Below are 18,342 nucleotides of genomic sequence, written 5' to 3'. Positions count from 1 at the left end.
ATCTATGCTGCGAAATACGTCATTTTTCCCGTTCGGTTTCATGTTTTCATCATCTATATATGAATTTTTTTCACAAAACAATTTGGATTCAAAGGAAAAAGTATGGTATGCTTTTTATACTACATACAGTTGGGAGGTGTTATTTCGGTGCAATATATAGCGCGTTTATCACTACATTGGTTTCTTCGTATCGTCCTAATTCTGGGAATGATGTTCTCTTTTCCACCTGCCTGGTCTGGAGGATTATTCACTACGGAGCAAGAATCAACGACATCCGAAATTGAACGCTACGAGCGAAAGTTTACACCTCCCGTAAGGATTGCACCTCAAATAACCCCTCAGGTAGGAGCCATCAAAATAACTGAACAGTGGGGAGCGAAGTCACTTGCGGTAATTGCAATACTCCCTGTACTTTCTTTACTGTTCCGTCCAGTGATTTATAAATTCCTGCTTCGACTGCGGCTGTACCTGTTAAAATTCACGTCTCATTTTCTAATTTCACTCCACTAACGAAGTTCACCTCTGCCCTAAATGAATGTCGGCTGAAGGGAATTTAGAACTTCAATTGATAAAAATCTTAGGTTCATGAATTATAGAGATGCGGATTTCCCGGTGGGTATACATGCTCGCATTGCTCATCATCCACTGGAAGAAAGCAAGTATCTTGGCTGAACCATGTTCTGGATATCCGTTCCGGAGCGCTTTTACATTAGTAATATTCGCAGCACTATTCTTGATTGCCGGATTCTCCGAGAGCACTCGTCTAGCAGACAGAAGTTATTGGCGCACTACTAGTGGACTTTTCCTCGCTGAAACCGAACATGTGAGACGAATTGAAAAGCTCGTGATCCTATTTCGTTATTTCTTAGGTGCCATCTTCTTCTTCAGCTTGAGACTGAGGTACATCCGCCTACCTTAGGCGGTGAGGCGCTCTGGTACTCCCTTGCAGCAGTTATCGTTATGCTGATTGGCAACTTCGTTGCAGGCTTGCTGGCCGGACGTAGCGTTGGTCACAGCCTTCATGCTTCATCTATCATTGGATGCCTATAGTCTCACGGGATAAACTTTAAATTGTTATAGCCAATTTGGGTAAAGCAGGCGGAGTGCTGGCTAGTCTTCACTATTTGCAGCCATTTGCAGCCGTTCGCAGCTATTTGCAACTATTTGCAGACATTCGCAACCATTCGCGGCCCTTTACAGCTATTTGCAGCCATTTGCGGCCATTTGCAGCCTTTCGCAGAGATTTGCAACCATTTGCAGACATTCGCAGACATTTACGTGCTGATCCATGTTGTCCTTGGACATTGTCTGACGAAGGAATCTAAATAGATTTATAAAATAATGGATAAAGTATTCAACTTTGAGAAACGACATGATGCACGAATATCCAAAAAATCTGCCATAGCCACTGAAAATAAGTAAGGTCGTTTCCCCTGTTGAAGGAGGAAAAACTATGCAGAACAAAATAAATCAACGTCAACAGCTACAAAGAAGCTCTACCTTCCGAGTTCTCACAGTCATTGCCGGCGCATTGCTTGCTGCTGTAGGATTGGAATTATTTTTAATGCCACATGGCCTTGTTGTCGGCGGGATTACAGGTTTATCCGCATTATTCGCTCATACTACTGAAATGCAGCTTGGATTGTTTCTATTTCTATTCAATCTGCCCTTTATATTTATGTCGCGAAAGCAAGTAAATCTCCGCTTTGCTCTTTACACTGTTTTGGGATTAACCTGCCTAACCATCGCGTCTCTTGCGCTGCATCGTTTTCCTGCTGTGATTAGCGATCCTTTACCTGCCGCAATGGCAGGAGGTATCTGTCTTGGAGTAGGTATTGGAATATCTGTGAGATTCGGCGGTGTAAACAAACAAGCCAGTGACCAGGGGTATTCTCTGCTGAGCGGCGGACCTCCAAAATCAACGGAAGTCGTTATTATGATCCTGAACTGTGCAATTCTGCTTTTTGCAGGTACATTGTTCGGTTGGGAGCAAGCAATGTATTCTATTATTGCCTACCTGCTGGCTTTCGAAGGTGTTCGTATCTCACTACGGGGATTATCCCACTCCCGCACTGCTTGGATTACCAGCAGCCGATGTTTGGACATTCAGCAAGCAATCGCAAGCTCCCTAAACCGAGAAGCTGCGATTGCTGAAGGTTCAGGGCAAGATGGAGAGGTTAGCACGTTGTTTTGTCTGACGAACAGAATGGAAGAAGAGCATCTTCGGGCACTCGTTCTACAGTGTGATTCAGAGAGCCAAATTGTGTTTAGATCAGCCACTAAAGATCATAGACAAACACGCTTACACGAATAAAAAGAAGGGAGCGCCCTTAAGCCATCAAAATGGCTGGAGCGCTCCCTTCTTTTTGAACTTAGCCTTTGATCGCAACCAATTTTTCTGAGCGAGACCTAATTTCTTGAGCGAAGACTCCTTTTTTTTGTTTGAGACCCAAAACTTCTTGATCGAGGCCTCAAACTTCGCTTAATCTAACATGTTTGCGCGATTGAGGCAGCTATCGGACTTAGGAGACCTTATACGCGAAATAATCCTGAATTTTGGATGCTATCGGACCCCATAGCTCCTATTGGCACAAAAAACGCCAACTACGAGTCTATTTCTTATGAATAACTGCACTGGGGTCCGAAACCTTGCTCCAAAGGCGATATATTTGCGAATAACGTCATTGGAGTCCGAATGCCACAGCGGATGATCATGATTCGGCGGAAACGGACGATAGATGAACATGATTCGGGGGCAACGGACGATGGGTGAATGTGATTCGGCGGGATCGGACAGTGGATGAACAAGATTCGGTGGGAACCGACGGAAGATGAATGTGATTCGGTAGCATCGGACAGTGGATGAACAAGATTCGGTGGGAACCGACGGAAGATGAATGTGATTCGGTGGCATCGGACAGTGGATGAACAAGATTCGGTGGGAACCGACGGAAGATGAATGTGATTCGGTGGCATCGGACACAGCGGACCTTATACGCGGAATTATCCTGAATTTCAGATGCTATCGGACCCCATAGCCCCTATTGGCACAAAAAACACCAACTACGAGTCTATTTCTTATGAATAACTGCACTGGGGTCCGAAACCTTGCTCCAAAGGCGATATATTTGTGAATAACGTCATTGGAGTCCGAATACCTCAGCGGATGAACATAATTCGGCGGGATCGACTTGCGGATGAACATGATTCGGCGACATCTTACGGCGGGTGAATGTGATTCGGGGTATCGGACGGCGGATGACTATGATTCGGTGGTATTAGACGTAGGATGGATATAATTCGGCGGGATCGGATAGCGGATGATCATGATTCGGCGGGATCGGACGATAGTTGACCATGATTCGGTGGCATCAAACGATGGATGAACATCATTCAGCGGTAGCGGACGACGAATGGCTATGATTCGGAGGCAACGGTTGTCCGAAATAGAGTCACTATTCAGCAAGCCGTAACTACGGCCAAAAAAGCAAAGCAGCGATCCTCCAGTAATAGGAGGATCGCTGCTTGCAGACTGTCACATACGATGAAAAAAACATCTATGGACAACCCCTACTTTTCATTTAATCCGCTACTTAACGGAACATTCCCCACAAGCGGATTAAATGAAAGGTGTTGTTCGGATCGATTTTCTGCGCGATGATAAACTTTACAATTTGTTCTTCCTGTGTCGAGGTCAATTTCTCGTTCAATACACCTGACGCTTTTCGTACCAATCTGCGAACAACCGCAGGATCCTGCAGCTCCTGTTTCGAGATGCCCTCAATCATACTTTTGATACGATCCTTCACAGTCGAGTTTTTCATCTTCAGCTTGATGCGATCCACCAACTGAGGGCTAATTCCGAATTGTTGATAACCCAAGTGTAGCACCTCCCGTCATATCCAATCTTTCACAGTATATGAGCCTTCGGTGCTACATGTGCCTAGTTAGTCAATTAATTCTCCTTGGAAGATTTGTTCACTCTGTAAATAATGCCGAAGAGATGCATATTCAGGTGATGTCCAAAAGGCTTCATCCTTAAGCAGCTCAGCAACATCATCCCGCGCCTGCTCGAGAATTTCAAAGTCAGCCGTCATATCTGCCAGCCGAAACTCCGGCAATCCACTCTGCTTTGTCCCAAAAAAGTCCCCCGGACCACGCAGCTCCAAATCCCTTCGGGAAATCTCAAATCCGTCATCCGTATCGGTCATGGCAGTCATTCGCTCACGTCCAATTTCAGATTTTGGATCAGCTACCAACACACAAAAAGAGGCATGCTGCCCTCTTCCTACCCGTCCACGCAGCTGGTGCAGCTGTGACAGGCCAAAACGATCCGCATCCATAATGATCATCAATGTAGCATTAGGAACGTCTACACCCACCTCCACCACCGTAGTGGACACAAGCAGCTGCAGCTCATTGTTATAAAACGCCCGCATCACTTCATCTTTTTCAGCGGGAGTCATTTTACCATGTAAAAGCCCAACTTTATAGCTAGGGAAAGCTTGGCTCATCTGAATATGCAAATCAATAGCATTCTGCACATCCAGCTTCTCTGACTCTTCAATAAGCGGACAGATCAGATAAGCTTGACGACCGAGATCAATTTCACGCTTAATCAAATTCAGCACACGATCCATAAGATCATGCTTTACCCAGTAGCTAGTTATTGGCACCCGGCCTTTCGGCCTCTCAGATAAAGTGGATACATCCATATCGCCAAAAACAGAGATGGCTAGCGTACGAGGAATAGGCGTCGCCGTCATCGTCAGTACATCCGGATTATATCCTTTACGCCGCAATACACCACGCTGATTCACACCAAAACGATGCTGCTCGTCAGTTACTACAAGTCCCAGATCACGGAAAAATACATCCTCCTGAATCAAAGCATGTGTTCCTACCACGATATCAAGCATCCCCATTTGCAACGAGGCCAATAATTCTTTACGTTTTCGGCCAGTCACACTGCCCGTCAGGAGTCCTACAGTAATCCCAAACGGCTCAAACATTCTGGTAAGTGAACGCATATGCTGCTCTGCTAAAATCTCTGTAGGCACCATAAGTGCGCCCTGAAAACCAGATCTTACCGTAGCAAAAAGCGCCACTGCCGCAAGCACTGTTTTACCCGAGCCAACATCTCCTTGCAGCAGACGATTCATGCAATATGGTGAACGCAGATCATGTAAAATCTCCAGCTCTACACGTTTCTGCGCATCTGTAAGCTCAAAGGGCAGACTGCGTACGAACTGGCGTACCGTCGCGTTATCCACTGTGTGGACTACCCCATCCATCCGCCCGCGGTTCAGAACCCTGAACGCTTGCATCTTCAACTGGAACAGGAATAGTTCCTCATATACCATCCTACGGCGCCCCTGCTGCCCTTCACGAGTGTCCTCAGGCCTATGAATTGTGGCAATGGCCCGTTTACGCGGCATGAACTCATATTCCCTCATAATAGAATGCGGTAAAATTTCTGGAATCAGATCCCCATACTGCTGAAGTCCCTGATTAATAACCTTCCTGATCCAGGATTGCGTGATCTTACCACCTACTGAATAGACTGGCTGCAGTGTTCCCGTCTTCCCTTCACCACGATCCGGAAATTCATAATCAGTCACTGTAATCTGATTGCGCTTCTGATCCCATTTTCCGGTCAGCACAATTTCCCGTCCCACAGTGAGTTGCTCTCTTACGTAATGGCGGTTAAACCAGGTTGCTGTGAACATCCAGGGCTCTGCAACCATCTTACAGCTAAGACGAGACTTGCCGCCAAAGCGCTGCAGCACAGGGATACCGATCACTTTTGCCTCAACGGTCACTTTATCCCCGTGTTTAGTCTCGCTAAGCGAGCGGGGCCGATAATCCTCGTAGCGGAACGGATAATACTCTAATAAATCCTTTACTGTAAAGACGCCAAAGGCGTGAAGCTCGCTTTGCTTTTGAGCACTCACGCCAGTTATGTTTTTTACTTCAATTTGATTTAATGCCAGTGTCATATTTATCCCTCATTTTGCAGGCCAAATGAACACAGCTAATGTACCGTTACCGACATGACTGCCCACGACAGGGCCGACGTTCGTCAGCACTTTTTCTTCCAAGGTGAAGTGTCCTGCAAGCTCATTCAGGAACTCTTCGCCGGAAGCCGGTTCAGCCGTATGACCCACGGCCACATTGATTTTGTTTACACCCTGCAGATCCCGCTTGAACAGTTCAATCATACGGGCGACAGCCTTCTTACGGCCTCTAACTTTCTCCACCGCATAAATAATACCTTCTGCATCAATGGACAGGATCGGCTTAATATTCAGAAGTGTCCCCAGAATAGCGGAGGCTTTCCCAATTCTCCCGCCTTTTTGTAAATATTCAAGTGTATCTACTAAGAAGTAAAGCTTACGCGATTGACGTAGGCTTTCTACAGCCTCAAGTATCTCTTCAGGTCCTTTGCCCTCAGCAGACATTCTGGCAGCTTCCACTACCATAAATCCAAAACCATAAGAAGCGGAGAGAGAATCCACAACAGTGATTCCTTCTCCCTCTTCCTCCAGCATCGATTTAGCCAGCAATGCAGATTGATAAGTCCCGCTCAGTCCAGAAGAAATATGAAAGGAAAGGATAGAACAGCCCGGGTTACGCTCCAGAATACTGCGGTACACATTCATATATTCAACCGGTGAGGGTTGAGAAGTAGTCGGCAGCTGTGAGGTACGGGGAAGACGCTCATAGAACTGCTCCGGAGTCATATCCAGATTGTCCCTAAAAGCCTCTTCGCCGAACATTAAGGTCAACGGTACTACCTCAATTCCGTACGTTTCCGCCATTGTTGGCGGGATATCTGAAGTGCTGTCGGTGACGATAATGGTACGATTCATGGATTTTCTCCCCCAAGCTATAATTTTGCCAACTACGCAATAGCAAATTTCTACTCCATTGTTAAAGAACCATTAATTCCTACCTATGGCTCTACAGAGAACAGATAATAATACAGGGGTTGGCCACCCTCATGAATCTCAACTTCCACATTCGGATAAGTCTCTTCCAGCCACTCACTCAAAGAATCAGTAGCCTCGGATTCTGTTTCTGCACCAATAAGGATCGTGACGATTTCGTCGCCATTCTCCAGCATGTTGGATAACAGCGCCTGACTTGCAGCCAAAAGATTATCCGCCGCAGCAACAATTTTAGAATTAGAAATCCCAATAAATTGGCCCGATTTAATCTCCAGCCCATCAAAGCTTGTATCACGCACAGCGTTCGTTACTTGTCCGGATTTCACATGAGAGATTGCTTCCAGCATATTCTCAGAATTAGTCTCCACAGCATCTTCCTCTTGGAACGCAAAAGCTGCTGCTATTCCCTGTGGAATACTTTTACTTGGAATCACCGTAATCTCACGTTCGCCTTCTAGAAGATCTTTAGCTTGTTGAGCGGCAAGAACAATGTTCGAGTTATTCGGCAAAATATAAACATGCTTCGCAGATATAGAAGAAATCGCGTTCACGAAATCCTCCGTGCTAGGATTCATTGTTTGACCACCAGCTAGGACTACGTCCACTCCAAGGCTTTTGAAAATATCAGCAATACCTGCGCCAGAAGATACCGCAATGAAGCCGTAAGGTGCCAAATCATCAGCTGGTGGCTCAGCAGGAGACATTTGCACTGCACTCTTCTCATTCGGCATATCAGCGAATACATCAGGCATTGGTGCAATATCCATACCCGCAGTCAGCAGGTCACGATGCTGCTCTCGCATATTAAGAATATGAATCTGCGTGATCTCCCCATAAAGAAGAGCCAAGTTTATCACTTCACCTGGAGCCTTAGAATGCACATGCACTTTAATCGTCTCATCATCCGAAATTACAATAATGGAATCGCCATTAACTGACAACGCTTTCCTAAAAGCTTCCTCATCAAAATTAGTTCTCACGTTAGCGCCTATCTGGCGATTAATGAAAAACTCCATATCATATAGAAATTCTATATCTTCAGTAGATAGCTGTGACTGCGCAGAAGACTGTACAGAAAACAGTTCATTTTCAGGTTTCGTTAACACGGGTTTAGGCGCTGGTGCAACTGGTGTGTGGGTTTGTCCTTGCACAGATTCAGACAGACCGGTACTTCCGTTCGTCAGATGCTGGTGAAACCCTTCATAAATGTAGACCAAACCTTGACCGCCAGAATCTACAACACCGACTTGCTTCAATACAGGTAATTGCTCAGGCGTATAAGCTAAGGCTTCTTTTGCTTTGGCTAATACCTCTGTCATCAGCTCCACAACGTCAGTAGTACGGCGGGCATAATAAACAGCATGTCTTGCAGCCTCTTTAGCTACAGTAAGAATAGTTCCCTCTACAGGCTTTACAACTGCTTTATACGCAGCGTCCACTCCGGTTTGCAGCGCAGCAGCGAACTGCTGTGTATTAAGCTCATCATGTTGAGCCGCATACCTGCTAAACCCTCTGAATAACTGGGACAAAATAACGCCGGAATTCCCGCGAGCTCCCATTAATAAGCCCTTGGAGAGTACACCTGCACATTGGCCCACAGAAGTGGTGTTATTTTTCTTTAATTCATTCGCACCTGCGGTCATCGTCAAATTCATGTTTGTACCGGTATCTCCGTCTGGGACCGGAAAAACATTTAGGGAATTGACGTGTTCTGCATGCTTTTGCAGCTTATCCGCTCCAGCCAATACCATAGCGGTAAAATCTGTTCCGTTTATAGAACGCTTACTCAATTGAGAATTCCCCTTCCTAACTTCATGCCTAATCATTCTATGATTAACAGGACATAATGCACTAATTTACATTGTACTATAAGTATTAAAAGAAATAAATGTTTTTGAATCGGTTGACGTAGCAAAATTTGCTGTGATATTATAGATAAGTATTGTTTATGCAGGTGTTAGGAATAAGGAGGTGTAATCTATGTCCCGCAAATGTGCAGTAACAGGCAAGAAACCGAGCAGCGGCAACCACGTGTCTCACGCTAATAACCGCAACCGTCGTTCTTGGGGAGTTAACGTTCAGAAGGTCCGTATCCTCGTGAACGGTAAACCAAAACGCGTGTACGTCAGCACCCGTGCTTTGAAAGCCGGTAAAGTTGAACGCGTTTAGTCTTTAGCAATTTTTAAGACCGAACGATAACTTATATGAAGCAAAAAGCACCCTTTACATTTGTAAGGTGCTTTTTTTCATGTTTTCTTTTCTGTTAGAGGCTTAACTCTTCTGAAATGTGTTCAATATTGCTTTAACAAAACCTCCCAAAAACCTTGGCAGCTTAAACGTGTAAAATTTCATGATTTACCCTCCCATCAATTCATGCCGTACGCAGGAGACTTTCCTCTTGTCAATAACGGAAACGAACTGCAGTCCTCCCTGCCAAAACAAAAAAAGGCTACATGAGATTTCTGCTCATGTAACCATATTTATGCACCGAGGACTTGGCCTATACCTCTAGTCTCAATCGCCTATTTTTTAACGCAGTGCTGATTCGGCTGCTTCTCGAATTCCTTGGATCGCCGCAGCACGATCACTCCGGCCAAAAACTGCATTCCCCGCTACCAAAACATCGGCTCCAGCTGCCACAACCAATGGTGCTGTATCTTCCGATACTCCACCATCTACTTCGATCAATAAATCTGGATTCACTTCATTCGCCCATTCTCGAATTTGAGTGATTTTGCGCAAAGTGTTAGGAATGAATGCTTGACCACCAAAGCCTGGATTAACGGTCATCACCAGAATCATATCCACATCCTCCAGCACCTCACGCACCGCTGAAGCCGGAGTACCCGGATTAATTGCTACACTTGCCTTCAGCCCCAATTCCTTGATCTGATGAACCACACGATGCAAATGAACGCATGCCTCAGCGTGAACGGTGATCACACTTGCACCAGCTGCAGCAAAATCAGGGATATAACGTTCTGGTGACTCAATCATCAAGTGAACATCAAGTGGCAGCTTGGTATGTAACGATACAGCTTTTACAATAGGTGGACCCAACGTGATATTCGGCACAAAATGACCGTCCATTACATCCACATGTATCCAATCTCCACCACTGGCTTCCGCCTCTGCAACTTCTGGACCTAAACGCGCGAAATCCGCCGACAATAAAGATGGTGCTATTCGTATCATGATGTTAGTACCTCCGCTTTTTATCTTTCATTTCATTAAAAAACAGTTTGTAATGATCATAGCGACTATCCGCAATTTCCCCTGCTTTCCAAGCCTCTATTACACGGCAGCCTGGTTCATGCTGATGACTGCAGCCCCGGAACTTACAATCGGATGCGTATTGAGCAAATTCACGAAAACAAGTGGACAGCTCTTCTACACCAAGCTCCAAGAAATCAAGCTGACTAAAACCTGGGGTATCTGCAACAAAACCTCCACCACCAATATCCATCAGCTCCACATGACGGGTCGTATGACGACCACGTCCCAATCGTAAACTGATCTCTCCAGTCTCCAGTTTAAGCCCTGGAACAATACGATTCAATAAGGTGGACTTACCAACCCCGGATTGACCCGCAAATACGCTGATGCCTCCAGTAAGCCTTTGTCTTAGCTCATCGCTTCCGGCACCAGTAAGTGAACTTGTGACCATCACTTCATATCCGATATCCTCATAAAGTTCTTTAACATAACGGGTAGCTTCACCATCATCATCCGCCAAATCCTGTTTAGTCAGAACAATTAGGGGTTCCAGACCCGAATGCTCAATATGAACTAGAAACTTGTCCAACAGATTCAGGTTCATATCGGGCTCCCGAACGGAGAATAAAAGCACTGCGAGCTTAACATTCGCTACAGGTGGACGAATCAGTTCAGATTCTCTAGGTAGAAGTTCATCCACCATTCCTTCTCCATTCTCAGTAAGGATATAAATAACCCGATCTCCAACTAGCGGAGCGATCCCTTTTTTCTTGAGAATTCCTCGGCCTCTGCATTGAACAGAATGCTCTTCAGTCGCAATTAATCCTTCGCGGAGCGGTTTCACATAATAATAACCGCTTAACGCCTTAACAATTATTCCTTCAGGCATACATAGTGAGCCTTCCTCTCCTGATTTTGCGAAAATGACCCAAGTCTGATATCCCCGGGTCATTTCGCTACGCCAACCGTTCAGGTTAAACCCTGTTTAGTTGTTGTTTTTATCTTTAGATTTATCCTTGCCTTTATTGTTGTGCTTATTATTGCCATTATTAGTCGATTCACTATTTATAGAACTATTGTTTATGAACCCTGTTTGATTCACCGCCCCGTTATTCCCTCCGTCATTCTCTGAACCTGAACCCGGCAAGATCTCCGGTTCAATCGTAGGTTCAATTGTAGGCGTAGGTTCAGCAGAAGGTGTTGGAGTTGGCTGTGGTGTTGCTATAACTGGTGGTTCAGGCTCCTGAACGGTTCCGTTCTTCGCATCGATATAAGGAATGACATAAGTGTCCAAAAGCACACCGTCACGGGTAACAATAACCGAACCATCTTTATTAGGAGCCAATACTAGATTAACGGATAACACTTGGCTCTTTCCAATGGTACGTGTTCCCCAATCCTGTTTCTCTCCATTATTGCGCGCATCCACGAATTCGATACGAATCTTGCTCTTTTTCCCATCCTGAGCAGGAGCGACTGGCACATTAAAGGTATAATTCAGGGCTTCAGGTGGATAACCTGTACTTAAGTAAATCGTTATCGCTGTTCCAGGTGGAACAGAAGTACCTGTCCCTTTATCAAATGCCCAAGTCTTTGTTACTTTACCTTCTTCAATGCTGAAGCTGGATTCTTTCTTCACTTCTCCAAGAACAAGCTTGGCACCTTCAAGCAGCGCCTTTGCCTCACTCTCCGTCTTACCGATGAGATCTGGCAACAGTACACTTTCTTCTCCTTTACTAACGTAAAGGGTGATTTGAACCGTCTCAGGATCGAATTCAGTATTTAATGCAGGGTCAGATTTTACAATGAGACCTTCATCTGTATTTTCGTCATAGAGAGGTTTATTATCAATTCTGTCTTGGGCTACACCCAGCGCCATCAATGCCTTAACCGCATCATCAAAGCTCTTGTTAACTACATCTGGCATCTTGGGTAATGGCTTAGCCGTATTCACAGTGAGTATAAGGGACGCTCCTTTTTTCACTTTGGCATCCTTTTCCCTACTCTGCTTAATGACCACATTCTCTTCAAAATTCGGACTGTAGTCATACAGAATAGGATCAGCAACCTCAAGCCCCAAATCCTCAAGCTCAGTTTGTGCTTGTTCTATCTGTTTACCTACTACATAAGGAACGGAAACCTCAGGAACAACTAGCTGTGATTTAACGTACCATACGAGACTGGCCATAGCCAACAGCAACAGTAAGGTAAGCCCAATCCATAATGTGGGTTTTGCCCATTGTTTTTTACCTTTGCTTGAAGGCACCGGTTCATCATCTTCATCACGAACCATCCGTTCCTCACGATGATTACGATTACCATTGCTTCTTTGAATCGGTTTTATCGCCGGGATAACCCGCGTACGATCCTCATCTTCTTCATCGTTGAACAGAATCTTCGCCTCACTGCGGCGCTCCGGCAATAAACATGTTTCCAAATCCTGTAACATTTCTTTGGCAGAGTCGTATCGCTCCTCCGGGTTTTTACGCATTGATCTCAGAATTACATTCTCAACGCTTTGCGGAATGAGTGGATTCAGAAGTTTTGGCTCTTCAAACTCTTCTTGCAGATGTTTTAAAGCTACACTAATCGGACTCTCTCCCAAAAAGGGCAGGCTTCCAGTAAGCATTTGATAAAGTACAATACCTAATGAATACAAGTCAGACTTTTCTCCTGTAGAGACACCTTTGGCATGCTCTGGCGAGAAATAATGTACTGAACCAACCACAGAACCGGTCTGTGTTATGGTTGTTGACGTAACTGCGCGGGCAATCCCAAAATCGGTTACTTTCACCCGTCCATTGCGTCCGATCAGGATATTATGTGGTTTTATATCACGATGAATAATTTGATTCTGATGCGCATGATCTAGGGCATCACAGATTTGTGAAGCGATCCGTACGGATTCATCAACCTGCAATGGCGCTCGTTCTTTTATAATTTCATTAAGATTCTGACCTTCAATATACTCCATGACAATGTAATGAATTTCGTCTTCTTGTCCTACATCGTATATGCTGACGACATTCGGATGAGACAAAGATGCGGCAGACTGCGCCTCACGCCTAAAACGGCGAATAAATTCCTCGTCATGCACAAACTGATTGCGCAATACTTTGATGGCGACATTTCGGTTTAAAAGAATGTCATGTGCTCTATAGACGAGCGCCATTCCACCTCCGCCGATCCGTTCGATGACTTGGTAACGGCCGCCCAATTCGTGACCGATCATCAATCCCACTCCTTTGTTTCGGGCACAGCGGCCTCTCCATGATGTTCTAACAAAGCGACGCTAATATTATCGCCACCGCCGGCGAGCAGTGCCAGCTGAAGTAAACGGTCCGCTCTTTCCTCTAACGATATCTCATGTATACCTGCTACTTTGCCTAAATGCTCATTTGTGACAAAGTTGCTTAAACCATCGCTGCATAGAAGCAAAATTTCCCCTGGTAGCAGAGCTATAGGCGCCATATCAACCTCAACCTCAGCATCTGTTCCAAGCGCCCTCGTCAGCACATTACGACGCGGATGATTATCCAATTCCTCCACACTGATCTGACCGTTCTTGAACAGCTCATTGACTAGCGTATGATCCTCGGTTAGTTGAACTGCCGCACTGTCTTTTATTAAATAGGCTCTGCTGTCTCCGATATGGCCAATATATCCGTTTGATCCATTCAAAAGAACAGCAACGACAGTAGTACCCATATTATGATACTTATCGTCACCGGAAGCCTCCCTGAACACAGTGCTGTTAGCTTCCAAAATAGCAGCTGACAACGCATCACGCAGAGCTTCGTCTTGAAGTTCAGGCTCTAACCCGTCCAGGTTATTCCTCATTGTCTCCAAAGCGAGCCTGCTTGCGGTTTCACCAGCCTGATGTCCACCCATCCCATCGGCAATTATGCCGAGTGTATAACCGTGGCGCGTCGCGCCGATCCAGACCGAATCCTCATTGACAGAGCGCACTCGGCCAATATCGCTGGCATGAACTGTTCTGATCAAATATCCTCACCCCAACTCCATATGTTTGGCACGCAGCTGTCCGCATGCGGCCGCGATATCATGGCCTTGCTCACGGCGAATAGTAACATTCACCCCGTTATCAGCCAAAATACGTTGAAACTCAAAGATATCATTGCGTGAAGTACGTACATATTTCCGCTCAGGCACATGGTTTACCGGAATCAAATTGACGTGGCACAACATGCTCTTAAGCACCCCAGCCAATTCCTCAGCATGCTCCGGTTGGTCATTTACCCCGCCGATCAAGGCATATTCAAAGCTGACACGTCGTCCCGTCTTAGCTTGATAATAACGCAATGATTCAATTACATCATCAAACGGAAAACGGCGGTTAACAGGCATTAGCTTTGAACGCAAGGCGTCGTTAGGTGCATGAATCGAAATCGCCAAATTAATCTGGGTATCTTCTTCTGCAAATTTATAAATGCTCGGTACAATACCGCTGGTGGAAACAGTAATATGCCGTTGTCCGATATTTAGGCCCTTCTCATGAATCATAAGACGCAAGAATCTCATTGTTGCATCATAGTTCTCAAACGGCTCACCAGTACCCATGATAACAATGCTGCTGACACGTTCGCCGCGCGCATCAAGGATTTGTTGGGAACGGACAACCTGAGCTACAATTTCTCCCGCTGTCAAATCCCGTTTTAATCCACCGAGTGTGGAAGCACAGAAAGTACAGCCGATTCGGCATCCTACTTGGGTTGTTACACAAACGCTATTGCCATAATTATGTTTCATGATAACTGTTTCGATAGCATGATCGTCATGCAATCCAAACAGGAATTTTACAGTTCCATCTTTAGATTCCATTTTAGTAATTTCAGTTAGTGCAGCAATAGAGAATTGTTCATTCAGCTTCTGACGAAGCCCTTTGGACAAATTGCTCATTGCTTCGAAGTCATTCACACGTTTTACATACAGCCAATCAAAAATTTGTCCACCACGAAAAGCAGGCTCACCATTGTCTTTCGCCCACTGTTGTAACTCTTCTAAAGAAAAATCATATATTAAAGGTTTCATTATTATCTACACCTGTTCTTTCATAAGGATATGCGTATTATTTCTCATTCTTCCTATTTTAACACAAATTTCAGAGACGGTAAAAGAAAACGCCCGCCGTACGGTAGCCCGGCGGGCGGAGGATACTACAATTGTCAGAAAATTTGCTATATTACAAGACTCTCTGAAGCTTGGAAATATAGAACCCGTCGCTCCCATAATGATGAGGCAGCAGCTGAATCCCTTCACCCTCAGCCAGCGCAGTACCCTCCAGCCTGTCCCATAATGGGGAGGCAAAAGTCACAGCGGTGAAGTCAGGATTCTGCTTCAAAAATTCAGCTACTACTTCACTATTTTCTGCTTGTTCAGTAGTACAGGTACTATATACCAGAATGCCACCCGGTTTCAACAGTTTAGAGACCGACTGCAGCAATTCCCGTTGCAATGACGCTACGCTAGCCACATCTTCCGGCTGCTTACGCCATTTGAGGTCTGGCTTACGGCGAATTACGCCAAGTCCAGAGCAAGGTGCGTCGAGAAGGATTCTATCAAAGGATTGATGCTCTAAAGTGTGCTCCAGCTCCAGCGCATCTGCACTGCCTGTAGATACGCAATCAAGACCTAAACGTTCTGCTTGATCTGAGATCAATTTCGCTTTATGCAAATGCAAATCATTAGCGTAAATTGATCCTTCATCTTTCATGAGCTCGCCCATATGTGCTGTTTTGCCCCCAGGAGCAGCGCAACAGTCAAGCACCCTCATACCAGGCTCCGGAGCTACCGCTTCAGCTACTAGCATAGAACTCTCATCCTGAACGGAGAGATATCCATCACGATACCAGGAGGTGAGCGCCATGTTTCCGCCGCCTTTCACAACAATGCCATAGGGACTAACCTCAGATGCTGAAGCTTGCAGACCTTGTTCAATCATCTGGTTCAGCAGAGCTTCACGACTGATCATCGTTGTATTCACACGTACGCTGACCGCAGGCGGCTCATTATTAGATGCACAAATCGCTTCCGCCGTGTCGACACCGTACTCGGTAATCCAACGTTCCACTAACCACAACGGATGTGAGTATAATATCGATATCCGCTGCGCTTGACTCAGTCCCTCAGGCAGAACCGGTAGATCACCAGCACGCAACACACTGCGCAGCACGCCGTTAACCATCCCTGAGATTCCCTGGTGACCTTTTTTCTTCGCTATATTAACAGCCTCATTTACAGCTGCATGGGACGGTATACGATCAAGATACATAATTTGATATAAACTTAACCGCAGTAAATTACGGACCCATGGCTGTAGTTTAGCTATCCCTTTACTAACAAATCCTTCAAGCACATAATCCAAGGTGTTCATCCGCGAAATAGAGCCATAAACAAGTTCTGTCACCAGTCCGGCATCTTCTCTGCTAAGTGTTGCCTTCTGTAGACTGCTGTTGAGCAGCAAATTGCTATATGCACCTTGCTGCTCAACTTTAACCATTATATCAAGCGCGATTTCCCGGGCAGAAGCAGGGGTAACCTTACCCTTGTTGCCAGCTCTGCCGTTGTTGCCAACTGCTTTTGAATTATTCCCCTGTCTCTTACCAGCGTTAGGATTTACTGCTGATCGGCCAACACCGTTTCCACCGCCGCTCAACCTAACACCGTCCCTGGCTTCATAACAGCACCACGGCTAAAATCGGCCGCACTCATTGCTTTTTTGCCAGCAGGTTGAACCGTTGTCAGCAGCAGACTTCCGTCACCTGTTTTCACTTCGACACCTTGCTCGGTTACAGAAAGCACCGTTCCTGGTGCACTATCGCTTGCTTTCTGCTCTTCAGGCAGTTTAGAAGCCCAAGCTTTAAAGGTCTCACCATTCCAGAGCGTAAATGCACCGGAAAAAGGAACTAATCCACGAATTCGATTATAGTTATCACGCGAGCTGGCGTTCCAATCCAAACGTTCATCCTCGCGATTAAGGTTAGGAGCATAAGTTGCTTCACTATCTTCTTGCTGAACAGCTTGAACTTTTCCACTCACTAAACGTGGCATTTCAGACTTTAACAGATCTCGTCCCGCTAGGCTTAGCTTCTCAAAAAGAATTCCTGAGGTATCTTCATCCTCAATAGCCACTTCGACACGAGAGATCATGTCACCGGTATCCAGCCCTTCCGCCATATACATCAAAGTAACGCCGGTCACTTTCTCACCATTGATGATACTACGCTGAATCGGAGCACCTCCCCGATATTTAGGAAGCAACGAACCGTGTACATTCACACAACCATTCCGCGGTAAGTCCAACACAGCTTTAGGCAAAATTTGACCATAAGCAGCCGTGACGATCAAATCCGGCTCATACGCAGCCAGCTCAGCGACTGCCTCAGGACGACGCATGCGTTCAGGCTGAAGCACAGGTAATCCGAGAGCTAATGCGGCTTCCTTAACTGGTGAAGGAGCCAAGATCTTTTTTCTCCCCTGCGGACGATCCGGTTGGGTGATGACAGCTACAACTTCATAGCCTTCATCTACCAGCATTTGCAAGCTTGGCACCGCAAAGGCTGGAGTTCCCATGAAAACAATCTTCATATTCCTCACTCCTCAGTCTCGTTAGCAGTCATCTCGTACACTTTTTCAGCGATATCTGTAAACAGAACTCCATTCAAATGGTCAATCTCATGCTGAAAAGCCCGGGCAAGTAAACCACTGCCGGTTATCGTAATCTCTTTTCCCTCACGGTTAAGGCCACGTACAGTTACAGTCTCCGCACGGCGTACATCACCATTCAAGCCAGGAATACTAAGACATCCTTCTGGTCCTAGCTGTTCACCTTCCATGCTGATGATTTCAGGGTTAATCATTTTGATCAATCCATGCTCTTCATCCGCATCCACCACAATTAGACGTTTCAAAATTCCGACTTGGGGTGCCGCCAGCCCTACTCCTTCAGCGTCATACATCGTATGTGCCATATCATCCAGCAATTTTTTAACATTAGGAGTAACTACAGCTACTTCTTTAGCTTTTTTGTGCAATACTTCATCCGGTTCCTTAACGATCAAACGTATAGCCATTACAAAACACCTTCCCGTTCTGAACATTTCTATATTTAAAGTCAATTGATAAAGCTCTTTTTTTACATTGTAACATGATACGG

General features: G+C 45.6%; 17 protein-coding genes. 4 read left to right on the top strand and 13 right to left on the bottom strand.

Translation table 11 applies throughout. From position 1 onward, the window contains the following. The first annotated feature begins 147 nt into the window (after positions 1–147). The 3 genes from NSQ91_RS12910 (at position 148) to NSQ91_RS12900 (ending at position 2,314) form a co-directional block, all read left to right on the top strand. On the top strand, positions 148–510 hold the full coding sequence (locus NSQ91_RS12910) for a hypothetical protein (RefSeq protein ID WP_076125882.1): 363 nt from the start codon (positions 148–150) through the stop codon (positions 508–510). A gap of 593 nt (positions 511–1,103) precedes the next feature. Next, complete coding sequence (locus NSQ91_RS12905; RefSeq protein WP_143763868.1) at positions 1,104–1,325, top strand: hypothetical protein; 222 nt, start codon at positions 1,104–1,106, stop codon at positions 1,323–1,325. A 128-nt stretch (positions 1,326–1,453) separates the two neighbouring features. Next, positions 1,454–2,314, top strand: coding sequence for a YitT family protein (locus tag NSQ91_RS12900; protein WP_076125880.1), 861 nt, complete (start codon positions 1,454–1,456; stop codon positions 2,312–2,314). A gap of 1,279 nt (positions 2,315–3,593) precedes the next feature. Here NSQ91_RS12900 and NSQ91_RS12895 read toward each other — a convergent pair. From NSQ91_RS12895 to NSQ91_RS12880, 4 genes are all read right to left on the bottom strand, one after another. Next, positions 3,594–3,881 carry a stage VI sporulation protein F gene (locus tag NSQ91_RS12895; RefSeq protein WP_036686212.1) on the bottom strand — a complete coding sequence of 96 codons (288 nt, stop codon included), beginning with the start codon at positions 3,879–3,881 and terminating at the stop codon, positions 3,594–3,596. A gap of 66 nt (positions 3,882–3,947) precedes the next feature. Continuing rightward, the gene (recG, locus tag NSQ91_RS12890) at positions 3,948–5,999 is read right to left on the bottom strand and encodes an ATP-dependent DNA helicase RecG (RefSeq protein WP_076179558.1); all 2,052 of its coding nucleotides are present in this window, start codon (positions 5,997–5,999) and stop codon (positions 3,948–3,950) included. A gap of 9 nt (positions 6,000–6,008) precedes the next feature. Next, entirely contained in the window at positions 6,009–6,872 is an 864-nt protein-coding gene (locus NSQ91_RS12885; RefSeq protein ID WP_076304166.1) for a DegV family protein, read from the bottom strand. Between the two features lie 83 nt (positions 6,873–6,955). After that, positions 6,956–8,740 (bottom strand): DAK2 domain-containing protein, encoded by a 1,785-nt coding sequence (locus NSQ91_RS12880; RefSeq protein ID WP_076304165.1) that lies wholly within the window; start codon positions 8,738–8,740, stop codon positions 6,956–6,958. 190 nt (positions 8,741–8,930) lie between these two features. Between NSQ91_RS12880 and rpmB the strand changes: the two genes are divergently transcribed. Next, positions 8,931–9,119: a 50S ribosomal protein L28 gene (rpmB, locus tag NSQ91_RS12875; RefSeq protein ID WP_036686205.1), complete on the top strand. Its 189-nt coding sequence runs from the start codon at positions 8,931–8,933 to the stop codon at positions 9,117–9,119. Between the two features lie 102 nt (positions 9,120–9,221). Here rpmB and spoVM read toward each other — a convergent pair whose 3' ends face one another. The 9 genes from spoVM to def form a co-directional block, all read right to left on the bottom strand. Beyond that, a complete protein-coding gene (spoVM, locus tag NSQ91_RS12870; RefSeq protein WP_020431362.1) occupies positions 9,222–9,302 on the bottom strand; it encodes a stage V sporulation protein SpoVM in 81 nt (26 codons plus the stop codon). A gap of 177 nt (positions 9,303–9,479) precedes the next feature. After that, complete coding sequence (gene rpe / locus NSQ91_RS12865; protein ID WP_076179561.1) at positions 9,480–10,145, bottom strand: ribulose-phosphate 3-epimerase; 666 nt, start codon at positions 10,143–10,145, stop codon at positions 9,480–9,482. Between the two features lie 4 nt (positions 10,146–10,149). Then, complete coding sequence (rsgA, locus tag NSQ91_RS12860) at positions 10,150–11,055, bottom strand: ribosome small subunit-dependent GTPase A (RefSeq protein WP_076304164.1); 906 nt, start codon at positions 11,053–11,055, stop codon at positions 10,150–10,152. A gap of 96 nt (positions 11,056–11,151) precedes the next feature. Beyond that, the gene (gene pknB, locus NSQ91_RS12855; protein ID WP_076304163.1) at positions 11,152–13,398 is read right to left on the bottom strand and encodes a Stk1 family PASTA domain-containing Ser/Thr kinase; all 2,247 of its coding nucleotides are present in this window, start codon (positions 13,396–13,398) and stop codon (positions 11,152–11,154) included. Continuing rightward, on the bottom strand, positions 13,398–14,171 hold the full coding sequence (locus tag NSQ91_RS12850; RefSeq protein ID WP_076129149.1) for a Stp1/IreP family PP2C-type Ser/Thr phosphatase: 774 nt from the start codon (positions 14,169–14,171) through the stop codon (positions 13,398–13,400). Before NSQ91_RS12850 ends, pknB begins: the two co-directional genes overlap by 1 nt. 6 nt (positions 14,172–14,177) lie before the next feature. After that, positions 14,178–15,218 carry a 23S rRNA (adenine(2503)-C(2))-methyltransferase RlmN gene (rlmN, locus tag NSQ91_RS12845; RefSeq protein ID WP_036686196.1) on the bottom strand — a complete coding sequence of 347 codons (1,041 nt, stop codon included), beginning with the start codon at positions 15,216–15,218 and terminating at the stop codon, positions 14,178–14,180. Positions 15,219–15,369: 151 nt separating this feature from the next. Further along, positions 15,370–16,686 (bottom strand): 16S rRNA (cytosine(967)-C(5))-methyltransferase RsmB, encoded by a 1,317-nt coding sequence (rsmB, locus tag NSQ91_RS12840; RefSeq protein WP_370510764.1) that lies wholly within the window; start codon positions 16,684–16,686, stop codon positions 15,370–15,372. A 152-nt stretch (positions 16,687–16,838) separates the two neighbouring features. Next, entirely contained in the window at positions 16,839–17,774 is a 936-nt protein-coding gene (gene fmt / locus NSQ91_RS12835) for a methionyl-tRNA formyltransferase (protein WP_076304161.1), read from the bottom strand. 5 nt (positions 17,775–17,779) lie between these two features. Further along, positions 17,780–18,259, bottom strand: a complete 480-nt coding sequence (gene def, locus NSQ91_RS12830) for a peptide deformylase (RefSeq protein ID WP_036686193.1) — start codon at positions 18,257–18,259, stop codon at positions 17,780–17,782. Between the last annotated feature and the right edge of the window lie 83 nt (positions 18,260–18,342).

It is taken from the genome of Paenibacillus sp. FSL R7-0048 (genome assembly GCF_038004505.1).
In the GTDB taxonomy this organism is placed as follows: Bacteria; Bacillota; Bacilli; order Paenibacillales; family Paenibacillaceae; genus Paenibacillus_AQ; species Paenibacillus_AQ odorifer.
This window is presented reverse-complemented; position numbering and strand designations above follow the sequence as displayed.

Coding starts and splice junctions, on each gene's coding strand:
- NSQ91_RS12900 (WP_076125880.1), top strand. CDS start 1,454: ATGCAGAACAAAATAAATCAACGTCAACAGCTACAAAGAAGCTCTACC.
- recG (WP_076179558.1), bottom strand. CDS start 5,999: ATGACACTGGCATTAAATCAAATTGAAGTAAAAAACATAACTGGCGTG.
- NSQ91_RS12885 (WP_076304166.1), bottom strand. CDS start 6,872: ATGAATCGTACCATTATCGTCACCGACAGCACTTCAGATATCCCGCCA.
- rpmB (WP_036686205.1), top strand. CDS start 8,931: ATGTCCCGCAAATGTGCAGTAACAGGCAAGAAACCGAGCAGCGGCAAC.
- spoVM (WP_020431362.1), bottom strand. CDS start 9,302: ATGAAATTTTACACGTTTAAGCTGCCAAGGTTTTTGGGAGGTTTTGTT.
- rpe (WP_076179561.1), bottom strand. CDS start 10,145: ATGATACGAATAGCACCATCTTTATTGTCGGCGGATTTCGCGCGTTTA.
- rsgA (WP_076304164.1), bottom strand. CDS start 11,055: ATGCCTGAAGGAATAATTGTTAAGGCGTTAAGCGGTTATTATTATGTG.
- pknB (WP_076304163.1), bottom strand. CDS start 13,398: ATGATCGGTCACGAATTGGGCGGCCGTTACCAAGTCATCGAACGGATC.
- rlmN (WP_036686196.1), bottom strand. CDS start 15,218: ATGAAACCTTTAATATATGATTTTTCTTTAGAAGAGTTACAACAGTGG.
- rsmB (WP_370510764.1), bottom strand. CDS start 16,686: ATGGTTAAAGTTGAGCAGCAAGGTGCATATAGCAATTTGCTGCTCAAC.
- fmt (WP_076304161.1), bottom strand. CDS start 17,774: ATGAAGATTGTTTTCATGGGAACTCCAGCCTTTGCGGTGCCAAGCTTG.
- def (WP_036686193.1), bottom strand. CDS start 18,259: ATGGCTATACGTTTGATCGTTAAGGAACCGGATGAAGTATTGCACAAA.